At 61.1% G+C, this 14,701-nt stretch carries 18 protein-coding genes; 10 read left to right on the top strand and 8 right to left on the bottom strand.

Features of this window, described 5'->3' with window-relative positions; all coding sequences use genetic code 11:
• On the top strand, positions 1-402 hold a 402-nt coding region (locus BLX41_RS33860; RefSeq protein ID WP_185073773.1), incomplete at its 5' end, for a DODA-type extradiol aromatic ring-opening family dioxygenase.
• A 98-nt stretch (positions 403-500) separates the two neighbouring features.
• Here the strand turns inward: BLX41_RS33860 and BLX41_RS25220 are convergent.
• Positions 501-2,174 (bottom strand): DEAD/DEAH box helicase, encoded by a 1,674-nt coding sequence (locus BLX41_RS25220; RefSeq protein ID WP_016968524.1) that lies wholly within the window; start codon positions 2,172-2,174, stop codon positions 501-503.
• Positions 2,175-2,284: 110 nt separating this feature from the next.
• Here BLX41_RS25220 and BLX41_RS33855 point away from each other — a divergent pair, with 110 nt between their 5' ends.
• Both BLX41_RS33855 and BLX41_RS25210 read left to right on the top strand, forming a co-directional pair.
• Positions 2,285-2,521 carry a hypothetical protein gene (locus BLX41_RS33855; RefSeq protein WP_185073771.1) on the top strand — a complete coding sequence of 79 codons (237 nt, stop codon included), beginning with the start codon at positions 2,285-2,287 and terminating at the stop codon, positions 2,519-2,521.
• Positions 2,522-2,594: 73 nt separating this feature from the next.
• On the top strand, positions 2,595-3,386 hold the full coding sequence (locus tag BLX41_RS25210) for a crotonase/enoyl-CoA hydratase family protein (RefSeq protein ID WP_123727065.1): 792 nt from the start codon (positions 2,595-2,597) through the stop codon (positions 3,384-3,386).
• 52 nt (positions 3,387-3,438) lie between these two features.
• Here BLX41_RS25210 and BLX41_RS25205 read toward each other — a convergent pair whose 3' ends face one another.
• On the bottom strand, positions 3,439-4,194 hold the full coding sequence (locus BLX41_RS25205; RefSeq protein WP_123727064.1) for a spermidine synthase: 756 nt from the start codon (positions 4,192-4,194) through the stop codon (positions 3,439-3,441).
• Between the two features lie 160 nt (positions 4,195-4,354).
• Between BLX41_RS25205 and BLX41_RS25200 the strand changes: the two genes are divergently transcribed.
• Positions 4,355-5,701, top strand: coding sequence for a class II 3-deoxy-7-phosphoheptulonate synthase (locus BLX41_RS25200; protein WP_123727063.1), 1,347 nt, complete (start codon positions 4,355-4,357; stop codon positions 5,699-5,701).
• 67 nt (positions 5,702-5,768) lie between these two features.
• Here the strand turns inward: BLX41_RS25200 and BLX41_RS25195 are convergent, their stop codons facing one another.
• Positions 5,769-6,983: a winged helix-turn-helix domain-containing protein gene (locus BLX41_RS25195; protein ID WP_123727062.1), complete on the bottom strand. Its 1,215-nt coding sequence runs from the start codon at positions 6,981-6,983 to the stop codon at positions 5,769-5,771.
• 65 nt (positions 6,984-7,048) lie between these two features.
• Positions 7,049-7,270 (bottom strand): DUF1127 domain-containing protein, encoded by a 222-nt coding sequence (locus BLX41_RS25190; RefSeq protein ID WP_123727164.1) that lies wholly within the window; start codon positions 7,268-7,270, stop codon positions 7,049-7,051.
• A gap of 97 nt (positions 7,271-7,367) precedes the next feature.
• Between BLX41_RS25190 and BLX41_RS25185 the strand changes: the two genes are divergently transcribed.
• The gene (locus BLX41_RS25185) at positions 7,368-8,222 is read left to right on the top strand and encodes a LysR substrate-binding domain-containing protein (RefSeq protein ID WP_123727061.1); all 855 of its coding nucleotides are present in this window, start codon (positions 7,368-7,370) and stop codon (positions 8,220-8,222) included.
• On the opposite strand, the gene BLX41_RS25180 is transcribed toward BLX41_RS25185, so the two are convergent.
• Positions 8,212-8,961, bottom strand: coding sequence for a sulfite exporter TauE/SafE family protein (locus BLX41_RS25180; protein WP_123727060.1), 750 nt, complete (start codon positions 8,959-8,961; stop codon positions 8,212-8,214). The genes BLX41_RS25185 and BLX41_RS25180 overlap by 11 nt on opposite strands.
• A 105-nt stretch (positions 8,962-9,066) precedes the next feature.
• Between BLX41_RS25180 and BLX41_RS25175 the strand changes: the two genes are divergently transcribed.
• The 3 genes from BLX41_RS25175 (at position 9,067) to BLX41_RS25165 (ending at position 11,189) form a co-directional block, all read left to right on the top strand.
• Positions 9,067-10,017 carry a LysR family transcriptional regulator gene (locus tag BLX41_RS25175; RefSeq protein WP_123727059.1) on the top strand — a complete coding sequence of 317 codons (951 nt, stop codon included), beginning with the start codon at positions 9,067-9,069 and terminating at the stop codon, positions 10,015-10,017.
• Between the two features lie 75 nt (positions 10,018-10,092).
• Positions 10,093-10,554 carry a MarR family winged helix-turn-helix transcriptional regulator gene (locus BLX41_RS25170; RefSeq protein ID WP_123727058.1) on the top strand — a complete coding sequence of 154 codons (462 nt, stop codon included), beginning with the start codon at positions 10,093-10,095 and terminating at the stop codon, positions 10,552-10,554.
• A gap of 215 nt (positions 10,555-10,769) precedes the next feature.
• Positions 10,770-11,189: an organic hydroperoxide resistance protein gene (locus tag BLX41_RS25165; RefSeq protein ID WP_102880441.1), complete on the top strand. Its 420-nt coding sequence runs from the start codon at positions 10,770-10,772 to the stop codon at positions 11,187-11,189.
• Between the two features lie 71 nt (positions 11,190-11,260).
• Here the strand turns inward: BLX41_RS25165 and BLX41_RS25160 are convergent, their stop codons facing one another.
• Entirely contained in the window at positions 11,261-11,833 is a 573-nt protein-coding gene (locus BLX41_RS25160) for an elongation factor P (protein ID WP_007931398.1), read from the bottom strand.
• A 48-nt stretch (positions 11,834-11,881) separates the two neighbouring features.
• On the bottom strand, positions 11,882-13,015 hold the full coding sequence (gene earP, locus BLX41_RS25155) for an elongation factor P maturation arginine rhamnosyltransferase EarP (protein WP_123727057.1): 1,134 nt from the start codon (positions 13,013-13,015) through the stop codon (positions 11,882-11,884).
• Positions 13,016-13,139: 124 nt separating this feature from the next.
• Between earP and BLX41_RS25150 the strand changes: the two genes are divergently transcribed.
• Together BLX41_RS25150 and BLX41_RS25145 are read left to right on the top strand one after the other, a co-directional pair.
• Positions 13,140-13,535, top strand: coding sequence for a hypothetical protein (locus tag BLX41_RS25150; protein WP_123727056.1), 396 nt, complete (start codon positions 13,140-13,142; stop codon positions 13,533-13,535).
• 2 nt (positions 13,536-13,537) lie between these two features.
• A complete protein-coding gene (locus BLX41_RS25145; RefSeq protein ID WP_123727055.1) occupies positions 13,538-14,020 on the top strand; it encodes a GreA/GreB family elongation factor in 483 nt (160 codons plus the stop codon).
• Positions 14,021-14,027: 7 nt separating this feature from the next.
• Here BLX41_RS25145 and BLX41_RS25140 read toward each other — a convergent pair.
• A partial coding sequence (locus tag BLX41_RS25140; RefSeq protein ID WP_259745159.1) for a LysR substrate-binding domain-containing protein occupies positions 14,028-14,701 on the bottom strand: 674 nt, incomplete at its 5' end.

Below are 14,701 nucleotides of genomic sequence, written 5' to 3'. Positions count from 1 at the left end.
GACATCCCGGTGATCCAGTTGTCGCTGCCCAGTCGCCTGGGCCCCGCCCTGCAGACCCGCATCGGTCATGCCTTGGCGAGCCTGCGGGAACAAGGCGTGTTGCTGATCGGCTCCGGCAGCATTACCCACAATCTGCGGGAACTGGACTGGCACGCCGGCCCGGAAAGTGTCGAACCCTGGGCCAAGGCCTTTCGTGACTGGATGATGGAAAAACTGGCGGCCAACGACGAAGCAGCCCTGCACGACTATCGGCAGCAGGCACCGAATGCCGTGCGCAGCCACCCGAGCGATGAACACCTGCTGCCGCTGTACTTCGCCCGAGGTGCCGGTGGCGAATTCAGCGTGGCCCACCAGGGGTTCACCATGGGCGCCCTGGGCATGGATATCTATCGCTTCGGCTGATTGTTCGCCGGCAAGCCGGCGCCTGCAAATCCCAGGCAAAAAAAATCCCCGAACCAGTCGGGGATTTTTTATGCCTGATCAATCAGCCCAAGGGCGGATCAATCTTCGCGGTAGCGACGCAGCTTCAGCTGCTTGCCGGCAACGCGAGTGTCCTTGAGCTTGGTCAGCAGACGGTCAAGACCGTCTTCCGGCAGCTCTACCAGACTGAAGCTGTCACGCACCTGGATGCGACCGATGGCTTCACGGGCCAGGCCGCCTTCGTTGAGGATCGCGCCCAAGAGGTTCTTGGCGGCGATACCGTCACGGGCACCCAGCGCGGTACGGCAGCGAGCACGGCCTTCGCCCAGAGGCATTGGCGCGCGACGCTCACGGTCACCACGATCAGGACGATCGCCGGAACGCTCAGGACGATCACCACGTGGAGCGCTGTTGGGCACCAGTGGACGCTCTTTCTCGATGGCTGCCAGGTTCAGTGCTTGGCCGTTGGTGGCCTTGCGCAGCAGGGCCGCGGCCAGGGCGCGCGGGCTGCAACCGATGTCGGCAGTCAGGCGATCCAGCAACTCACCGTGGGTGGCTTCAGCGTCAGCTACCAGCGGCGACAGGCTGTTGGTCAGCTTCTTGATGCGAGCATCAAGAACAGCTTGGGCGTCCGGCAGGCGAACTTCGGCAACCTTCTGACCGGTCACACGCTCGATCACTTGCAGCATGCGGCGCTCACGCGGAGTCACCAGCAGCAGCGCACGACCTTCGCGACCGGCACGGCCGGTACGGCCGATACGGTGCACGTAGGATTCCGGGTCGTACGGCATGTCCACGTTGAATACGTGGGTGATGCGCGGTACGTCCAGACCACGAGCGGCTACGTCGGTCGCCACAACGATGTCCAGACGGCCATCCTTGAGGGAGTCGATGACGCGTTCACGTTGGTTCTGAGCGATGTCGCCGTTCAGCGCAGCGGCCTTGTAGCCTTTGGCTTCCAGGGCACTGGCCAGATCCAGGGTCGCTTGCTTGGTGCGCACGAACATGATCAGGGCGTCGAAATCTTCAACTTCCAGCAAGCTCAGAACAGCAGAGGTCTTCTGGTCGGCGTGAACCAGCAGGTGAGCCTGCTCGATCGCGGTGACAGTCTGGGTCTTGCTCTGGATCTTGACGTGTTTCGGATCCTTCAGGTGACGCTCGGCGATGGCCCGGATCGACTGCGGCAGAGTGGCCGAGAACAGTACGGTCTGGCGGGACTCAGGCATGGCCTTGAAGATGACTTCCAGGTCATCCATGAAGCCCAGCTTGAGCATTTCGTCGGCTTCGTCGAGAACCAGGTGGTTCACGGTGGCCAGGACTTTTTCGTCGCGACGCAGGTGGTCGCACAGACGGCCCGGAGTGGCGACAACGATCTGTGCGCCATTACGGATTGCTTTCAGTTGTGGGCCCATCGGCGCACCGCCGTAGACGGCCACAACAGTCACGCCCGGCATTTGCTTGGCGTAGGTTTCGAAAGCGGTTGCAACTTGTAGCGCCAACTCACGGGTTGGGGCCAGGATCAGAGCTTGCGGCTCGCGCTTGGACGGATCAATGCGGTGCAGGATAGGCAGGGCAAAGGCAGCGGTTTTACCGGTACCGGTTTGCGCCTGACCAATCATATCGTGACCGGCAAGGATGATCGGGATCGACTGCTGCTGAATAGCCGAAGGCTCTTCATAGCCGGTAGCGACTACTGCAGCGACAATATTGGGATGAAGTTCAAGAGCGGCGAAGCCGCCGATTTCCTGGGTCATGGGTCTGCCTCTAAGTGCATCCGCAAAGACCCATGCTCCAAAGCTGCGCATGCCGTGTAAGACTCAAGAGTCACCCTGGCAGCTTTGTCGGCGGGGATTTGCGAAAACGATTGGATGAATGGATCGTCAAGGATAGTCCGCGCAGCGGACAAGCAGCCGAAGCTGACTTCGGGGAATTGCATTACCTAAACGTGGCCCGGCTAAAGGCCGGCGCGCACTATACCGGAATTACTCAAAAAAGGGAGTTTTTTTTATCGGAAAAATCCGCTGAACGCCCGATGGTCACGGGCTTTGCGCAGACTCGGACGGCGCGCTATTTTGCTCAGGCCCGCAGCTGTTGGCCGTAACGCTAAAACGATTCACCTTTGTGCTTGAAAGCCTTCCTGCACATTCCCTGCTTCCCCCATGAGGATCGCGCCCATGAATCAGCCCAGTGCCAGCCGTGTCAGCCGCGAACAACGCGGTCACCTGTTTCTAATCGGCCTGGACCGGGTCGCCAAGCGCAATGCCTTCGACCTGGAACTGCTCAACCAGTTGAGCCTGGCCTATGGCGAGTTCGAAGCCAGCAGCGAGGCCCGCATCGCCGTGGTATTCGGCCACGGTGAACACTTTACCGCGGGGCTGGACCTGGCCAATGTCGGCGCCGCCCTGGCTCAGGGCTGGCAGGCACCACCCGGCGGCTGCGACCCTTGGGGCGTGTTCGCCGGACCACGGGTAAGCAAGCCCGTGATAGTCGCTGTACAGGGTTACTGCCTGACCATCGGAATCGAGTTGATGCTGGCGGCGGATATCAATCTCTGCGCCAGCAATACGCGCTTTGCCCAGATGGAAGTGCAGCGCGGCATCTTTCCCTTCGGCGGCGCGACCCTGCGCCTGCATCAACTGGCCGGCTGGGGCAATGCCATGCGCTGGTTGCTGACCGGTGACGAGTTCGATGCCCATGAAGCCCTGCGCCTGGGGCTGGTCCAGGAGGTGATGGCCAGTGAGGACCTGCTGCCCCGGGCCATCGAACTGGCCGAGCGGATTGCCCGGCAGGCGCCGCTGGGGGTGCAGGCGACGCTAATGTCAGCGCGCCAGGCCAGGCTTGAAGGCGAGACGGTGGCCGCTCAGGGCTTGCCGCCGCTGATACACAAGCTGATGAACAGCGAGGACGCCAAAGAGGGCGTGCGGGCGATGATCGAGAAGCGGCCGGGAGTGTTCAAGGGGTGTTGAACAGGCCGGCCGGCAGATTGCATTCGCCGGCGAGCCGGCTCCTGCAAGGAGCTCATGTGGCGGGGCGAATGGCCTTGATCAGCGACTGCAGGGAATAGCCCAGGCGTGGAGCCAGGGCTTCAGCCCGGGCGGTCAGGCTCAACAGGTCCAGGTCCTGCTCCAGGTCGGACGGCACAATCAGGATCACATTGCCCTCCTTCACCGGCAGCTCCCAGTAGTGGCGGTGATAAAGGCCGCGCAACAAGGCTGCTCCCAGGGGTTTGCCGTCATCAGTGGCCCACTGGTTGATCACCAGCCAGCCTCCGGGATTGAGGCGCTTCTGGCAGTTTTCCAGAAAGCCCCAGGCCAGATGGCCGACGCCCGGGCCGACATCGGTGTACAGGTCGACAAAGATCAGGTCGGCGGATTCGGCACTGTCCAGCAACTCCAGGGCGTCACCGACTCTTATGTAAAGACGCGGATCATCGTCCAGGCCCAAGTACTCGATGGCCAGGCGTGGAACATCCGGACGCAGTTCGATGGCTTCGACGTCCTCAAGAGGCAGGAACTTCAGGCAGGCCTGGGTCAGGGTGCCGGCGCCCAAGCCGAGAAACAGTGCGCTCTCCGGTGCCTCATGACACAGGGCACCGATCAGCATGGCCCGGGTGTAGTCGTACTCCAGCCAGCTGGGGTCGGCGGTGAACACGCAGCTTTGCTCGATGGCGTCGCCAAATTCGAGGAAGCGGTAGTCCGCCACTTCCAACACCCGAATCATGCCGAACTGGTCATGAACCTCGGCGAGCACACGCTCGACGCGCTCCTCAGTCATTTCATCTCCTAGTCGCGGGGCTCGCAATCGGGCCGGCGCGATAAACCAACCGCTCGGCAGCGAGCGGGAAAGGCGCGATTGTCGGCCAAGCGAGAGGAGCAGGTCACGCACTAATTTGCTGCTAACATGCCCCTCCTACCGTAACGCACTCGAGTCCGCGATGAGCCAACCCTGGAGCCCCGACAGCTGGCGCGCCTTGCCGATCCAGCAACAACCCCAGTACCCCGACGCTGCGCATCTGCTGCAGGTCGAGCAAACCCTGGCCAGTTATCCACCGCTGGTGTTTGCCGGTGAAGCCCGGGAGTTGCGCCGCCAGTTTGCCGAAGTGACCCAGGGCCGCGCCTTCCTGCTGCAGGGCGGCGACTGTGCCGAAAGCTTTGCCGAATTCTCCGCCGCGAAGATCCGCGACACCTTCAAGGTGCTGCTGCAGATGGCCATTGTCATGACTTTTGCCGCCGGCTGCCCGGTGGTCAAGGTCGGACGCATGGCCGGTCAGTTCGCCAAGCCGCGCTCGGCCAACGACGAAACCATCAATGGCGTGACCTTGCCGGCCTATCGCGGCGACATCGTCAACGGCATCGGCTTCGATGAAAAAAGCCGGGTGCCGGACCCGGACCGCCTGCTGCAGTCCTACCACCAGGCCACGGCCACCCTGAACCTGTTGCGGGCCTTCGCCCAGGGCGGTTTTGCCGACCTGCATCAAGTGCACAAGTGGAACCTGGACTTCATCGCCAACTCGGCCCTGGCCGAGAAATACAGCCAATTGGCGAACCGCATCGACGAGACCCTGGCCTTCATGCGTGCCTGCGGCATGGACAGCTCGCCGCAACTGCGCGAGACCAGCTTCTTCACCGCCCACGAAGCGCTGCTGCTCAATTACGAAGAGGCCTTTGTCCGCCGTGACAGCCTGACCAACGACTACTACGACTGCTCGGCGCACATGCTGTGGATCGGCGACCGTACCCGCCAGCTGGACGGTGCCCACGTCGAGTTCCTGCGGGGTGTGAATAACCCGATCGGGGTCAAGGTCGGTCCGAGCATGAACACCGAGGAACTGATCCGCCTGATCGACATCCTCAACCCGAGCAACGATCCAGGCCGTCTCAACCTGATCGTGCGCATGGGCGCCAACAAGGTCGGCGACCATCTGCCGCAACTGATCCGCGCGGTAGAGAGCGAAGGCAAGCAAGTGCTCTGGAGCTCGGACCCGATGCACGGCAACACCATCAAGGCCAGCAGCGGCTACAAGACCCGGGATTTCGCGCAGATCCTTACCGAGGTCAAGGAGTTCTTCCAGGTGCATCAGGCGGAAGGCAGCTATGCCGGCGGCATTCATATCGAGATGACCGGGCAGAACGTCACCGAGTGCATCGGCGGCGCACGGCCGATTACCGAGGATGGCTTGTCGGATCGCTATCACACCCATTGCGATCCGCGGATGAATGCCGACCAGTCTCTGGAACTGGCCTTCCTGATTGCCGAGACCTTGAAGCAGGTCAAACGCTAAGAGCGCTTTCGCGGGCAAGCCCGCTCCTACAAGGGCAGTGTAGGAGCGGGCTCGCCCGCGACGCTCTTCACGCCAGCACCTCACGCAGGCGTCGCGCGCCATCACGCTGGCAATTGAGCTGGATCTGTTCCAACCCAAGCCAGTCGGCCATCTTTCGCAATTGCGCGGCCAATGCCCGGATTCCCTCTTCATCCAGACCGGGCTCCTCTTCATGCACCCCATGCACCGCCAGGCGCCCCAGAGCCCGCTCCGCTCGCAGATCGACCCGAGCGGCGATCCGCTCGTGATGCAGGAACGGCAACACGTAATAGCCATAGACCCGCTTGTGCCGGGGCGTGTAGATCTCCAGCCGATAGCGGAAATCGAACAGTCGCTCAGTGCGGCTGCGCTCCCAGATCAGTGAATCGAACGGTGACAACAGCGCACTGGCCTCGACCTTGCGCGGCACCTTGACCTGCGGCAAGCAATAGGCCGGCTGACGCCAACCCTGAACCTCGCAGGCCAGCAACTCACCGGACTCCACCAGTTCGGCCAGTCGTGCACGGCTGTCGCCTGGATCGAGACGAAAATAATCCCGAAGGTCCTTTTCCGTGGCCACACCCAGGGCGGTTGCGCCATGCAGCACCAGACGACGCTGGGCCTGAGCCTCATCCAGCAGCGGTTGCCGAAGGATCTGCGGCGCGATCACCCGCTCCGGCAAATCGTACAGGCGCTCGAAGCCGCGGCGCCCCGCCACCGTCACCTCACCGGCCGCGAACAGCCATTCCAGCGCATGCTTTTCATCGCTCCAATCCCACCAGGGCCCAGCACGCTCCTCACGGGTGGACAGGCTGCCGGCGCCTAACGCTCCCTGCGCCTCAACCGCGGCCATTACCCGACGGACAGTGGCCTGGCGTTCCTGACCAAAGCGCGCCAATTGGGAGTAGATACCCTGCCCTTGCTTTGCCCGCTGCATCCGCCAGCGCATCAGCGGGTACGTGGACATGGGTAGCAACGACGCCTCATGCCCCCAGTATTCAAACAGCGTGCGTTGCCGGCCCTGACTCCAGGCGGCCTGGTCGAGCAACTGCTGTGGATAACTGCCAAGGCGGGAAAACAACGGCAAGTAATGCGCCCGCACCAACGCGTTGACCGAATCGATCTGCAGCAGGCCCAGGCGTTCTATCTGCTGATTGAGGCGTGCGGCCTTGATCGTTGCCGACGGCTGGCGCCCGCCGAACCCTTGGGCGGCCAGAGCCAGACGTCGAGCCTGCTTGAGAGAAAAAGAGCATTGTGCGGGCATGGGAGTTCTCCTTGTCTGCCCGCACGCTAGCGCACCGGGAACCGGCTTGTGTAGCGCTCTTGCCTTTATTTATGCATCGGGTCGTCCCAGAACGGACGGACCCTCTCGTGTTCGACATCGGCCCGAGTCAGCCCCATATCCTTCAACGCTTCATCGCTCAGCCTCGCCAGCATCCGGCGCTCGTGCCCGATCTCGTACCAGCGTACGGCCTTGTGCCATAACGCACTGGGCGAAAGCGCCTGAAATGACAGTTTGTGGACCAGCACATAACCCTTTTGACCTTTCATCATCTTGCCCTCCAGTGGGGATGACGCCAGTGTCTGCTCGGGATTAAGATCAATCCAACGAATGTTTCTTATGTCATTCATCTCAGGATTTGATGGAATGTCCCAGTTCCCCAGCATCGACACCGAAGTTCTGCGCACCTTTGTCGCCATCGCCGATGAAGGCGGTTTTACCCGGGCCGGTGAACGGGTCAATCGCACTCAATCCGCAGTGAGCATGCAGATGAAACGCCTGGAAGAGGATGTGCTGCAACGCCAGCTGTTCCAGCGCGACGGGCGCCAGGTCAAGCTCACCGCCGAGGGCCAGGTGCTGCTGGGCTATGCCCGGCGCATCCTGAAACTGCACAGCGAAGTGTTCAATACCTTGCGCGAACCGCACATGGTGGGCCTGGTTCGCATCGGCACTCCGGATGATTATGTGATGCGTTTTCTGCCGGGAATCCTCTCGCGCTTTGCCCAAAGCTACCCGCTGATCCAGATCGAGGTGCATTGCGAATCCAGCAAACAGCTGCTGCAACGCCAGGATCTGGACCTGTCCATCGTCACCCGCGAGCCGGGCAGCGAAATCGGCCAGCTATTGCGCAAGGAGCGTTTTGTCTGGGCCGTTGCCCAGTGCTTCAATCCCCACGAGCAAACGCCATTGCCCTTGGCGATGTTCAACAGCGACTGTTTTTGCAGACTCTGGGCCTGCAACGCCCTGGACGCCGCCGGACTCGACTACCGGATTGCCTACAACAGCTCGAGCCTGGCGGCGCTGATGGCCGTGGTCAGTGCCGGGCTGGCGATCACCGCACAACTGGAAAGCCTGATCACTCCGGACATGCGCATTCTCGGCGAGGCTGAGGGGCTGCCTCAATTGCCGGAGGCGAGCATCATGCTGCTGCGCAACCTCAATACTCCCTCCCCCATCACCGAGTGCCTGGCGGAGCACATTGTCGAAGGCTTCAAACTTTAAAGACCAGCATCACTGCGCACACCACCAGGAAACCGCAGAACAGCGCCCGCAGCAGACGCTCGGGCAAAGCATGAGCCACCTTCACTCCCCAGCTGATGCTCAACAGGCCGCCTGCTGCCAATGGCAGACCGATCATCCAGTCCACTTGATGATGGAAGCCGTAGGTCACCAGGGTCACGCCGGTGCTCGGCAACGCCAGGGCCAGGGACAGCCCTTGTGCCACCACTTGGGTGGTACCAAAGACGCTGGTCAGTACCGGCGTGGCCACAACCGCGCCACCGACCCCGAACAACCCGCCCATGGCGCCGGACGCTGCACCGAGAACGCCCAGCCACGGCCAGGAATAGCGCATCCGGGCACTGGCCGGTGGGCCGGCCATGAACATCCGCAACAGGTTGTAGGCCGACAGCACCAGGAGAAAGGCGACAAAGCCGATACGCATCTTCTGGGCATCGATGCCCACCGCCCAGATCGAACCGAGCCAGGCGAAACAAAAGCCCATCACTGCCAGGGGCAAGGCATGGTGCAATTCAATCCGGTTGCGCTGGTGATAACGCCACAACGCCAGCATCACATTGGGTACCACCATCACCAGTGCAGTGCCCTGGGCAATCTGCTGATCCAGACCGAACAACACCCCCAGCACGGGAATCGCGATCAAGCCGCCACCGATACCGAACAAACCACCGACAGTGCCCAGAGCCGCGCCCAACAGCAGATACATCACTAACTCGATCAAAGCCGCTCTCCTCACCTGAGATCTGCATGCTACGCAGTCGGCCCTGGCACGGAAACGCACAGCAACGCACAATGGCTGTGCCGTTTCCGCATAAGCGCTCTGACCATGAATCCCAATACCCTCACCGACCAACTGGGGCTGTTTCTCGATGTGCTGGAAGCCGGCAGCTTTTCCGCCGCGGCTCGCCGCCATCCACTGACCCCCTCCGCCGTGGCCCGGCGTATCGACAGCCTGGAAAGTGCCGTGGGCACCACGCTGTTCATGCGCACCACCCATGCAGTGGTTGCCACAGCGGCCGGCCTGGCCTTCGCCGAACGGGCCCGGCGCATCGTCGCTGAACTGCAACTGGCCCGGGCCGAGGCGGTGTCCCTGAGCCATGCGCCGGAAGGCCTGATCCGCATCGATGCCCCGGCCGCCTTCGGCCGCCGTCATCTGGCACCGGCGATCGCCGACTTCCTGGTGCTCTATCCCGGCCTGGATGTACAACTGCACCTGATCGACAGCTTCGTCGACATGCAGGGCTCGCACCTGGGCAAAGTGGACCTGGTACTACGGGCCGGGCAACGGGTGGATACCCGGATGGTGGCCACCTCCCTGGCCAGCATCGTACGCATTGCCTGCGCCAGTCCGTCCTACCTGAAGAGCCATGGCACCCCGACTCACCCCGCTGAACTCAACCAGCACGACGGCCTCGACTGGGATGGCCTGGCACCGTTGTTCGCCTGGCGCTTTGAGCGGGACGGACAGGTGCACAGTCATCGCCCGCAACGTATCCGCCTCAGCGCCAACAATGCCGAAGCCCTGCTTTCGGGAGCCTTGGCTGGGCTGGGGATTGCTCACTTGCCCACCTGGCTGGTGAGTGAGTACCTGTTGCGCGGAGAACTGGTGCCGTTGTTCTGTGATAACGGTCTGCCCAAGCCGGAAACCGCCGGTATCTATGCCTTGCGCATGGAGCAGCATCCCAACGCCCGTAGCCGCCTGCTGTTGGAGTACCTGAAAAGTCGCTTCAGTCCGGTTCCGCCATGGGACCTGGCACTGCAGAGTGCAATGGGCTGACGTCGACGAAAATTATCTGGCGCATTAAAGACTCGCCCGCTAGATTCAGGACCATTAACGACCAAGGCCCCCGACATGACCACCGACCGCTCTACCCCGGATACCTGCGAACAGCTGCTGTTGGACAACCAGGTGTGTTTCGCCCTGCACTCCACATCGCTGCTGCTGACCAAGGTCTACAAACCGTTGCTGCAGCAGCTGGGGCTGACCTACCCGCAGTACCTGGCGATGCTGGTGCTCTGGGAGCGGGATGGGCTGACCGTCGGCGAAATCAGCCAGCGTCTGCTGACCGACCCCGGCTCGCTGACCCCCTTGCTCAAGCGCCTGGAAGCCGAGGGCCTGCTGAGCCGGACCCGCAGCCGAGAAGATGAGCGAGTGGTGATTGTCGAGCTGACCGAGCGGGGTCGTGCACTGCAGGATCAGGCTCGGGAAATTCCCCAGTGCATCCTCGGCGCCAGCGGTCGGACGGTGCAGCAGTTGCGACAGTTGCAGGAGGATTTGCAGGTGCTGCGGGGGCATTTGCAGGACAGTCTTTGAGGCTTCGCTGGCAAGCCAGCTCCTACAGTTGCGGCTGTTTTTTAGCAAAAATATATAGTTTTTAAAATCAATGAGTTGAGCCGGAGTCAGGGCCTTAGGCAAAGGGCTGCGTAAAATTTATCTTGCGCGCTAAATATTTGAGCGATACATTTATTTCGCACTTACTTAGCGCGCAAATAATTAGCGCAAAATTAATCCAGCACGAGGCTTTCACCATGCAGACCCTCTACACCGCAGTTGCAACCGCCACCGGTGGCCGTGATGGCCGCGCTGTTTCCAGCGACAACATCCTCGACGTCAAACTGGCCACCCCCAAGGAACTCGGCGGGGCCGGTGGGCAGGCGACCAACCCGGAACAGCTGTTCGCCGCCGGCTATTCGGCCTGCTTTATCGGCGCTCTGAAGTTCGTCGCCAGCCAGAGCAAGCGCAAGATCCCGGACAATGCCTCGATCACCGCCCATGTCGGTATCGGCCAGATCCCTGGCGGTTTTGGCTTGGATATCGATCTGCATGTCAGCCTTCCGGGCCTGGCTCAGGAAGAGGCGCAAAGCCTGGTGGATGCCGCACATCAAGTCTGCCCCTACTCCAACGCCACCCGCGGCAATGTTGATGTACGCCTGCACGTGAACGTCTGAAACGGTAAACGCCAGGCATAAAAAAGCCCGACTCAAGGTCGGGCTTTTTCATGTACAAGGTCGGGCCAGGATTAAACCTTGGCGCGGCCCTTGTAGGAACCGCCTTCGCGGGTATCGATCTCGATCATGTCGCCGATTTCGATGAAGTCCGCAACGCTCAGCTCGGTACCGTTTTTCAGTTTGGCAGGCTTCATCACCTTGCCCGAAGTGTCGCCGCGAGCGGAACCTTCGGTGTAGTCAACCTGGCGCACGATGGTGGTCGGCAGGTCAACGGAAACCAGACGATCTTCGAAGAACACCGCTTCGCAAACGTCGGTCATGCCTTCTTCGATGAACGGCAGAACAGCTTCGATGTCTTCGGCGTTCAGCTCGTACATGGTGTAGTCAGTGGTGTCCATGAACGTGTAGGTGTCACCGCTGATGAACGACAGGGTCGCTTCTTTGCGATCCAGGATCACGTCGTCCAGTTTGTCGTCCGCACCGTAAACGGTTTCGGTCTTGTAACCGGTCAGCAGGTTCTTCAGTTTGGTCTTCATGATCGCGCTGTTACGACCGGACTTGGTGAATTCAGCTTTCTGAACCAGCCAAGGATCGTTGTCGATACGGATCACGGTACCGGGTTTGAGTTCTTTACCAGTTTTCATTGCGAATATCCGAATTTGGATGGGATTTACAAAAATCTAGGCCGCGTATCATATCCAATTTAGGTAAAACTGCACCAGCGCCGCAGCAAGATCGGCTTGCAAGCCTTGTTCCAGACACCATTGTTCGGCATGCGCGGCAACTTCAGGCCAGTGTTGCAGCAGGTTTTTCCAGGCTTCGGCCATCGCCGCCTCGGTATTCCAGGCCTGCCACAGGGCCCGCACCGCCGCTTGGGCTTCAGGCGAAAGCGTCCGGGTGTACAAGGCGAGAAAGGCCTCGAGCTTGTCCAGGTGGATGTCTTCGTCCTGACGGTAGATATGCCAGAGCATCGGCCGCCCGGCCCATTGCGCCCGAACAAAGGAGTCCTCTCCACGCACCGCGTTGAAATCGCAGCACCACAGCAGACGGTCGTAATCTTCCTGGCGCACAAAAGGCAGGACCTGGACCGTCAGGGACTGCCGGATCTGCACGCAGCCCACATTCAACGACGCGTCTCCCAGCCAGCGCTGCACATCTCCCAGGATGCGCCCTTCGGGCACCAGCAAATGGGTCTGTTGCGTATCGAGGGCCAAGGCGTCCAGCCAGCTGCCAAGGCCGGCATTTTCATAGGCGAACAACGATATCAACCGACAATCAGTTGCAGGGGTCACCCCCAACCCCTGGAGAAACTCCAGCTTGGCCTGACGATCCCCCTGGAAAGCCTGACGCCGCTCCAGCAATCCGGCTTCGCGCAGCAAGCCCCCCGTGCCGGCCTGGAACCCAGGAAAGAAGAAGTACTTCTGTACGCCGCGAAACTTCACTGATGGCAGGCCGTGGCAACCACTGACCCAGTCCTCGGCGCTCAGGTAATCCAGATTCAGCCACAAGGGTGCACGCTGGCGCTCGGCCATCGCCTCCATATAGGCATGGGGCAACTGACAGGCGAACGCCGCGATCACCACATCGGCTGCAGCTTCAGGTTGCCACTGGGCCGGCCAGTGTCGTACCTCGACCCCATCCTGAATTTGGCTGTGTCGCTGGGAGTCGATCTCTGGACAGATCTTTTCAAAGGCCCGCAGATCATCGACCCACAAACGCACCGTGCATTGATGCTCGGACACCAACTGTCGGGCCAGGCGCCAGGTCACGCCGATGTCGCCGTAGTTGTCGACCACGCTGCAAAAAATGTCCCAGGAGGCTTTCATTCCAGTCCCCGATTGGCAAAGGCGCCGATTGTCCGCATAAATGCTCCTGCGCAGAAGAGCCAACCTCGATTAATCTTCATGCGACAATCAGCCCTCGCCCACTATCGCCCGCCAGGAGGCAACCATGTCCTATCGCCCGCCCGCTCGTCGCTCCTTGCGCATCAGCTTCAATGCCCTGGCGCTCAGCGGCAGCATTGCCCTGGGCCTGTGGCTGGGTTTTCTGGCGATTGCCCTGACCTGCTGGCTGGCCTCGCACTTTCTCTTCAGCCAGCAACTGGCCCCTGTAGTGCAAGCCGTGCAGCAATTGGCGAAGCCGCCGGTGGTTGCGCCGGAGCCGCCCAATCGGCTGTTCGAGCAGTATCAGGAAAACCTGCGCAAGAACGAAGAGTTGCAATCCCTGGATAACGCTCGTAGCGACCCGCGCAACCTGTCCAATCCCAAATGCCAGTTCTGGTTGCAACAGGACCAGACTGCCCCCAGTGAAAAGAGCCGGGCCAACGTCCTGCAGTTCTGCAATTGATCATGAATAAACAGTCTGTCTGCCAACTGATTCTGCAACAGCTCCGAGAGGATCTGGAGGTCGCGGTGCGCGCTGCGCAAACCGCCTACGAAACCGCCACGCACGAAGAGAATATCGCCGAGAACAAGTACGACACCCTGGGACTGGAAGCTTCCTACCTGGCGGCCGGCCAGGCTCGGCGGGTCGAGGAAATCCGTCAGGCATTGAATCTCTGGCAGAACCTGACCCTGCGCTCCTACGACCCAGAGGCCGGGATCCAAGTCGGTACATTGCTGGGGCTGGAGGATGAAAACGGCCACGAACAATGGCTGTTTCTCGGCCCCGACGGGGCAGGCTTGAAGGTCTATGTGGTGGGGCAGTTGGTGACCGTCATCACCCCGCGTTCACCGCTGGGCAAGAGCCTGTTGGGCAAGTTCGAGGACGACGAGGTGCAGATCGTGGTAGCGGGTACTCGGCAACAGTTCACTGTCACCGAGGTCCGCTAGCTGAAAATCAGTGAACCGGCAGTTCGACACCGTCGAACAGTTCTTCCAGTTCCTGTTTGTTATGGCATTGAATGGCCTTGGCCATGACTTCGCGCGTCAGGTGCGGGGCGAACTTCTCAATGAAATCGCACATGAAGCCGCGCAGGAATGTACCGCGACGGAAACCGATCTTGGTGATGCTCGATTCGAACAGCTCGCTGGCGTCCAGTACCACCAGGTCATTGTCGAGCTTGGTGTCGACCGCCATCTTGGCCACGATACCCACCCCCAGCCCCAGGCGCACATAGGTCTTGATCACGTCAGCGTCAGCGGCGGTGAACACCACTTTTGGCGTCAGGCCACGATGGCTGAAGGCTTCATCGAGCTTGGAGCGGCCAGTGAAACCAAACACGTAGGTAACAATGGGGTATTCGGCCAGGGTTTCCAGGGTCAGCTTCGGCAGCTTGGTCAGCGGGTGGCCCTGAGGCACAACCACGCAACGGTTCCAGCGATAGCACGGCATCATCACCAGATCACCGAACAGCTCCAGGGCCTCAGTGGCGATGGCGAAATCCACGGTGCCGTCGGCGGCCATTTCAGCGATCTGCATCGGTGAGCCCTGGTGCATGTGCAAGGCCACATCGGGGTATTGCTTGATGAAGCTGCTGATCACCGGCGGCAGGGCGTAGCGTGCCTGGGTGT

This window comes from Pseudomonas protegens (assembly GCF_003732485.1).
In the GTDB taxonomy this organism is placed as follows: domain Bacteria; phylum Pseudomonadota; class Gammaproteobacteria; order Pseudomonadales; family Pseudomonadaceae; genus Aquipseudomonas; species Aquipseudomonas protegens_B.
The sequence above is the reverse complement of the archived record's forward strand: the minus strand, read 5'-3'. Positions and strand labels throughout refer to the sequence as shown.

Excerpts from the sequence above, each read along its gene's own strand:
- BLX41_RS25220 (WP_016968524.1), bottom strand. The coding sequence starts at position 2,174 with ATGACCCAGGAAATCGGCGGCTTCGCCGCTCTTGAACTTCATCCCAAT.
- BLX41_RS25210 (WP_123727065.1), top strand. The coding sequence starts at position 2,595 with ATGAATCAGCCCAGTGCCAGCCGTGTCAGCCGCGAACAACGCGGTCAC.
- BLX41_RS25205 (WP_123727064.1), bottom strand. The coding sequence starts at position 4,194 with ATGACTGAGGAGCGCGTCGAGCGTGTGCTCGCCGAGGTTCATGACCAG.
- BLX41_RS25200 (WP_123727063.1), top strand. The coding sequence starts at position 4,355 with ATGAGCCAACCCTGGAGCCCCGACAGCTGGCGCGCCTTGCCGATCCAG.
- BLX41_RS25195 (WP_123727062.1), bottom strand. The coding sequence starts at position 6,983 with ATGCCCGCACAATGCTCTTTTTCTCTCAAGCAGGCTCGACGTCTGGCT.
- BLX41_RS25190 (WP_123727164.1), bottom strand. The coding sequence starts at position 7,270 with ATGAAAGGTCAAAAGGGTTATGTGCTGGTCCACAAACTGTCATTTCAG.
- BLX41_RS25185 (WP_123727061.1), top strand. The coding sequence starts at position 7,368 with ATGTCCCAGTTCCCCAGCATCGACACCGAAGTTCTGCGCACCTTTGTC.
- BLX41_RS25175 (WP_123727059.1), top strand. The coding sequence starts at position 9,067 with ATGAATCCCAATACCCTCACCGACCAACTGGGGCTGTTTCTCGATGTG.
- BLX41_RS25170 (WP_123727058.1), top strand. The coding sequence starts at position 10,093 with ATGACCACCGACCGCTCTACCCCGGATACCTGCGAACAGCTGCTGTTG.
- BLX41_RS25165 (WP_102880441.1), top strand. The coding sequence starts at position 10,770 with ATGCAGACCCTCTACACCGCAGTTGCAACCGCCACCGGTGGCCGTGAT.
- BLX41_RS25160 (WP_007931398.1), bottom strand. The coding sequence starts at position 11,833 with ATGAAAACTGGTAAAGAACTCAAACCCGGTACCGTGATCCGTATCGAC.
- earP (WP_123727057.1), bottom strand. The coding sequence starts at position 13,015 with ATGAAAGCCTCCTGGGACATTTTTTGCAGCGTGGTCGACAACTACGGC.
- BLX41_RS25150 (WP_123727056.1), top strand. The coding sequence starts at position 13,140 with ATGTCCTATCGCCCGCCCGCTCGTCGCTCCTTGCGCATCAGCTTCAAT.
- BLX41_RS25145 (WP_123727055.1), top strand. The coding sequence starts at position 13,538 with ATGAATAAACAGTCTGTCTGCCAACTGATTCTGCAACAGCTCCGAGAG.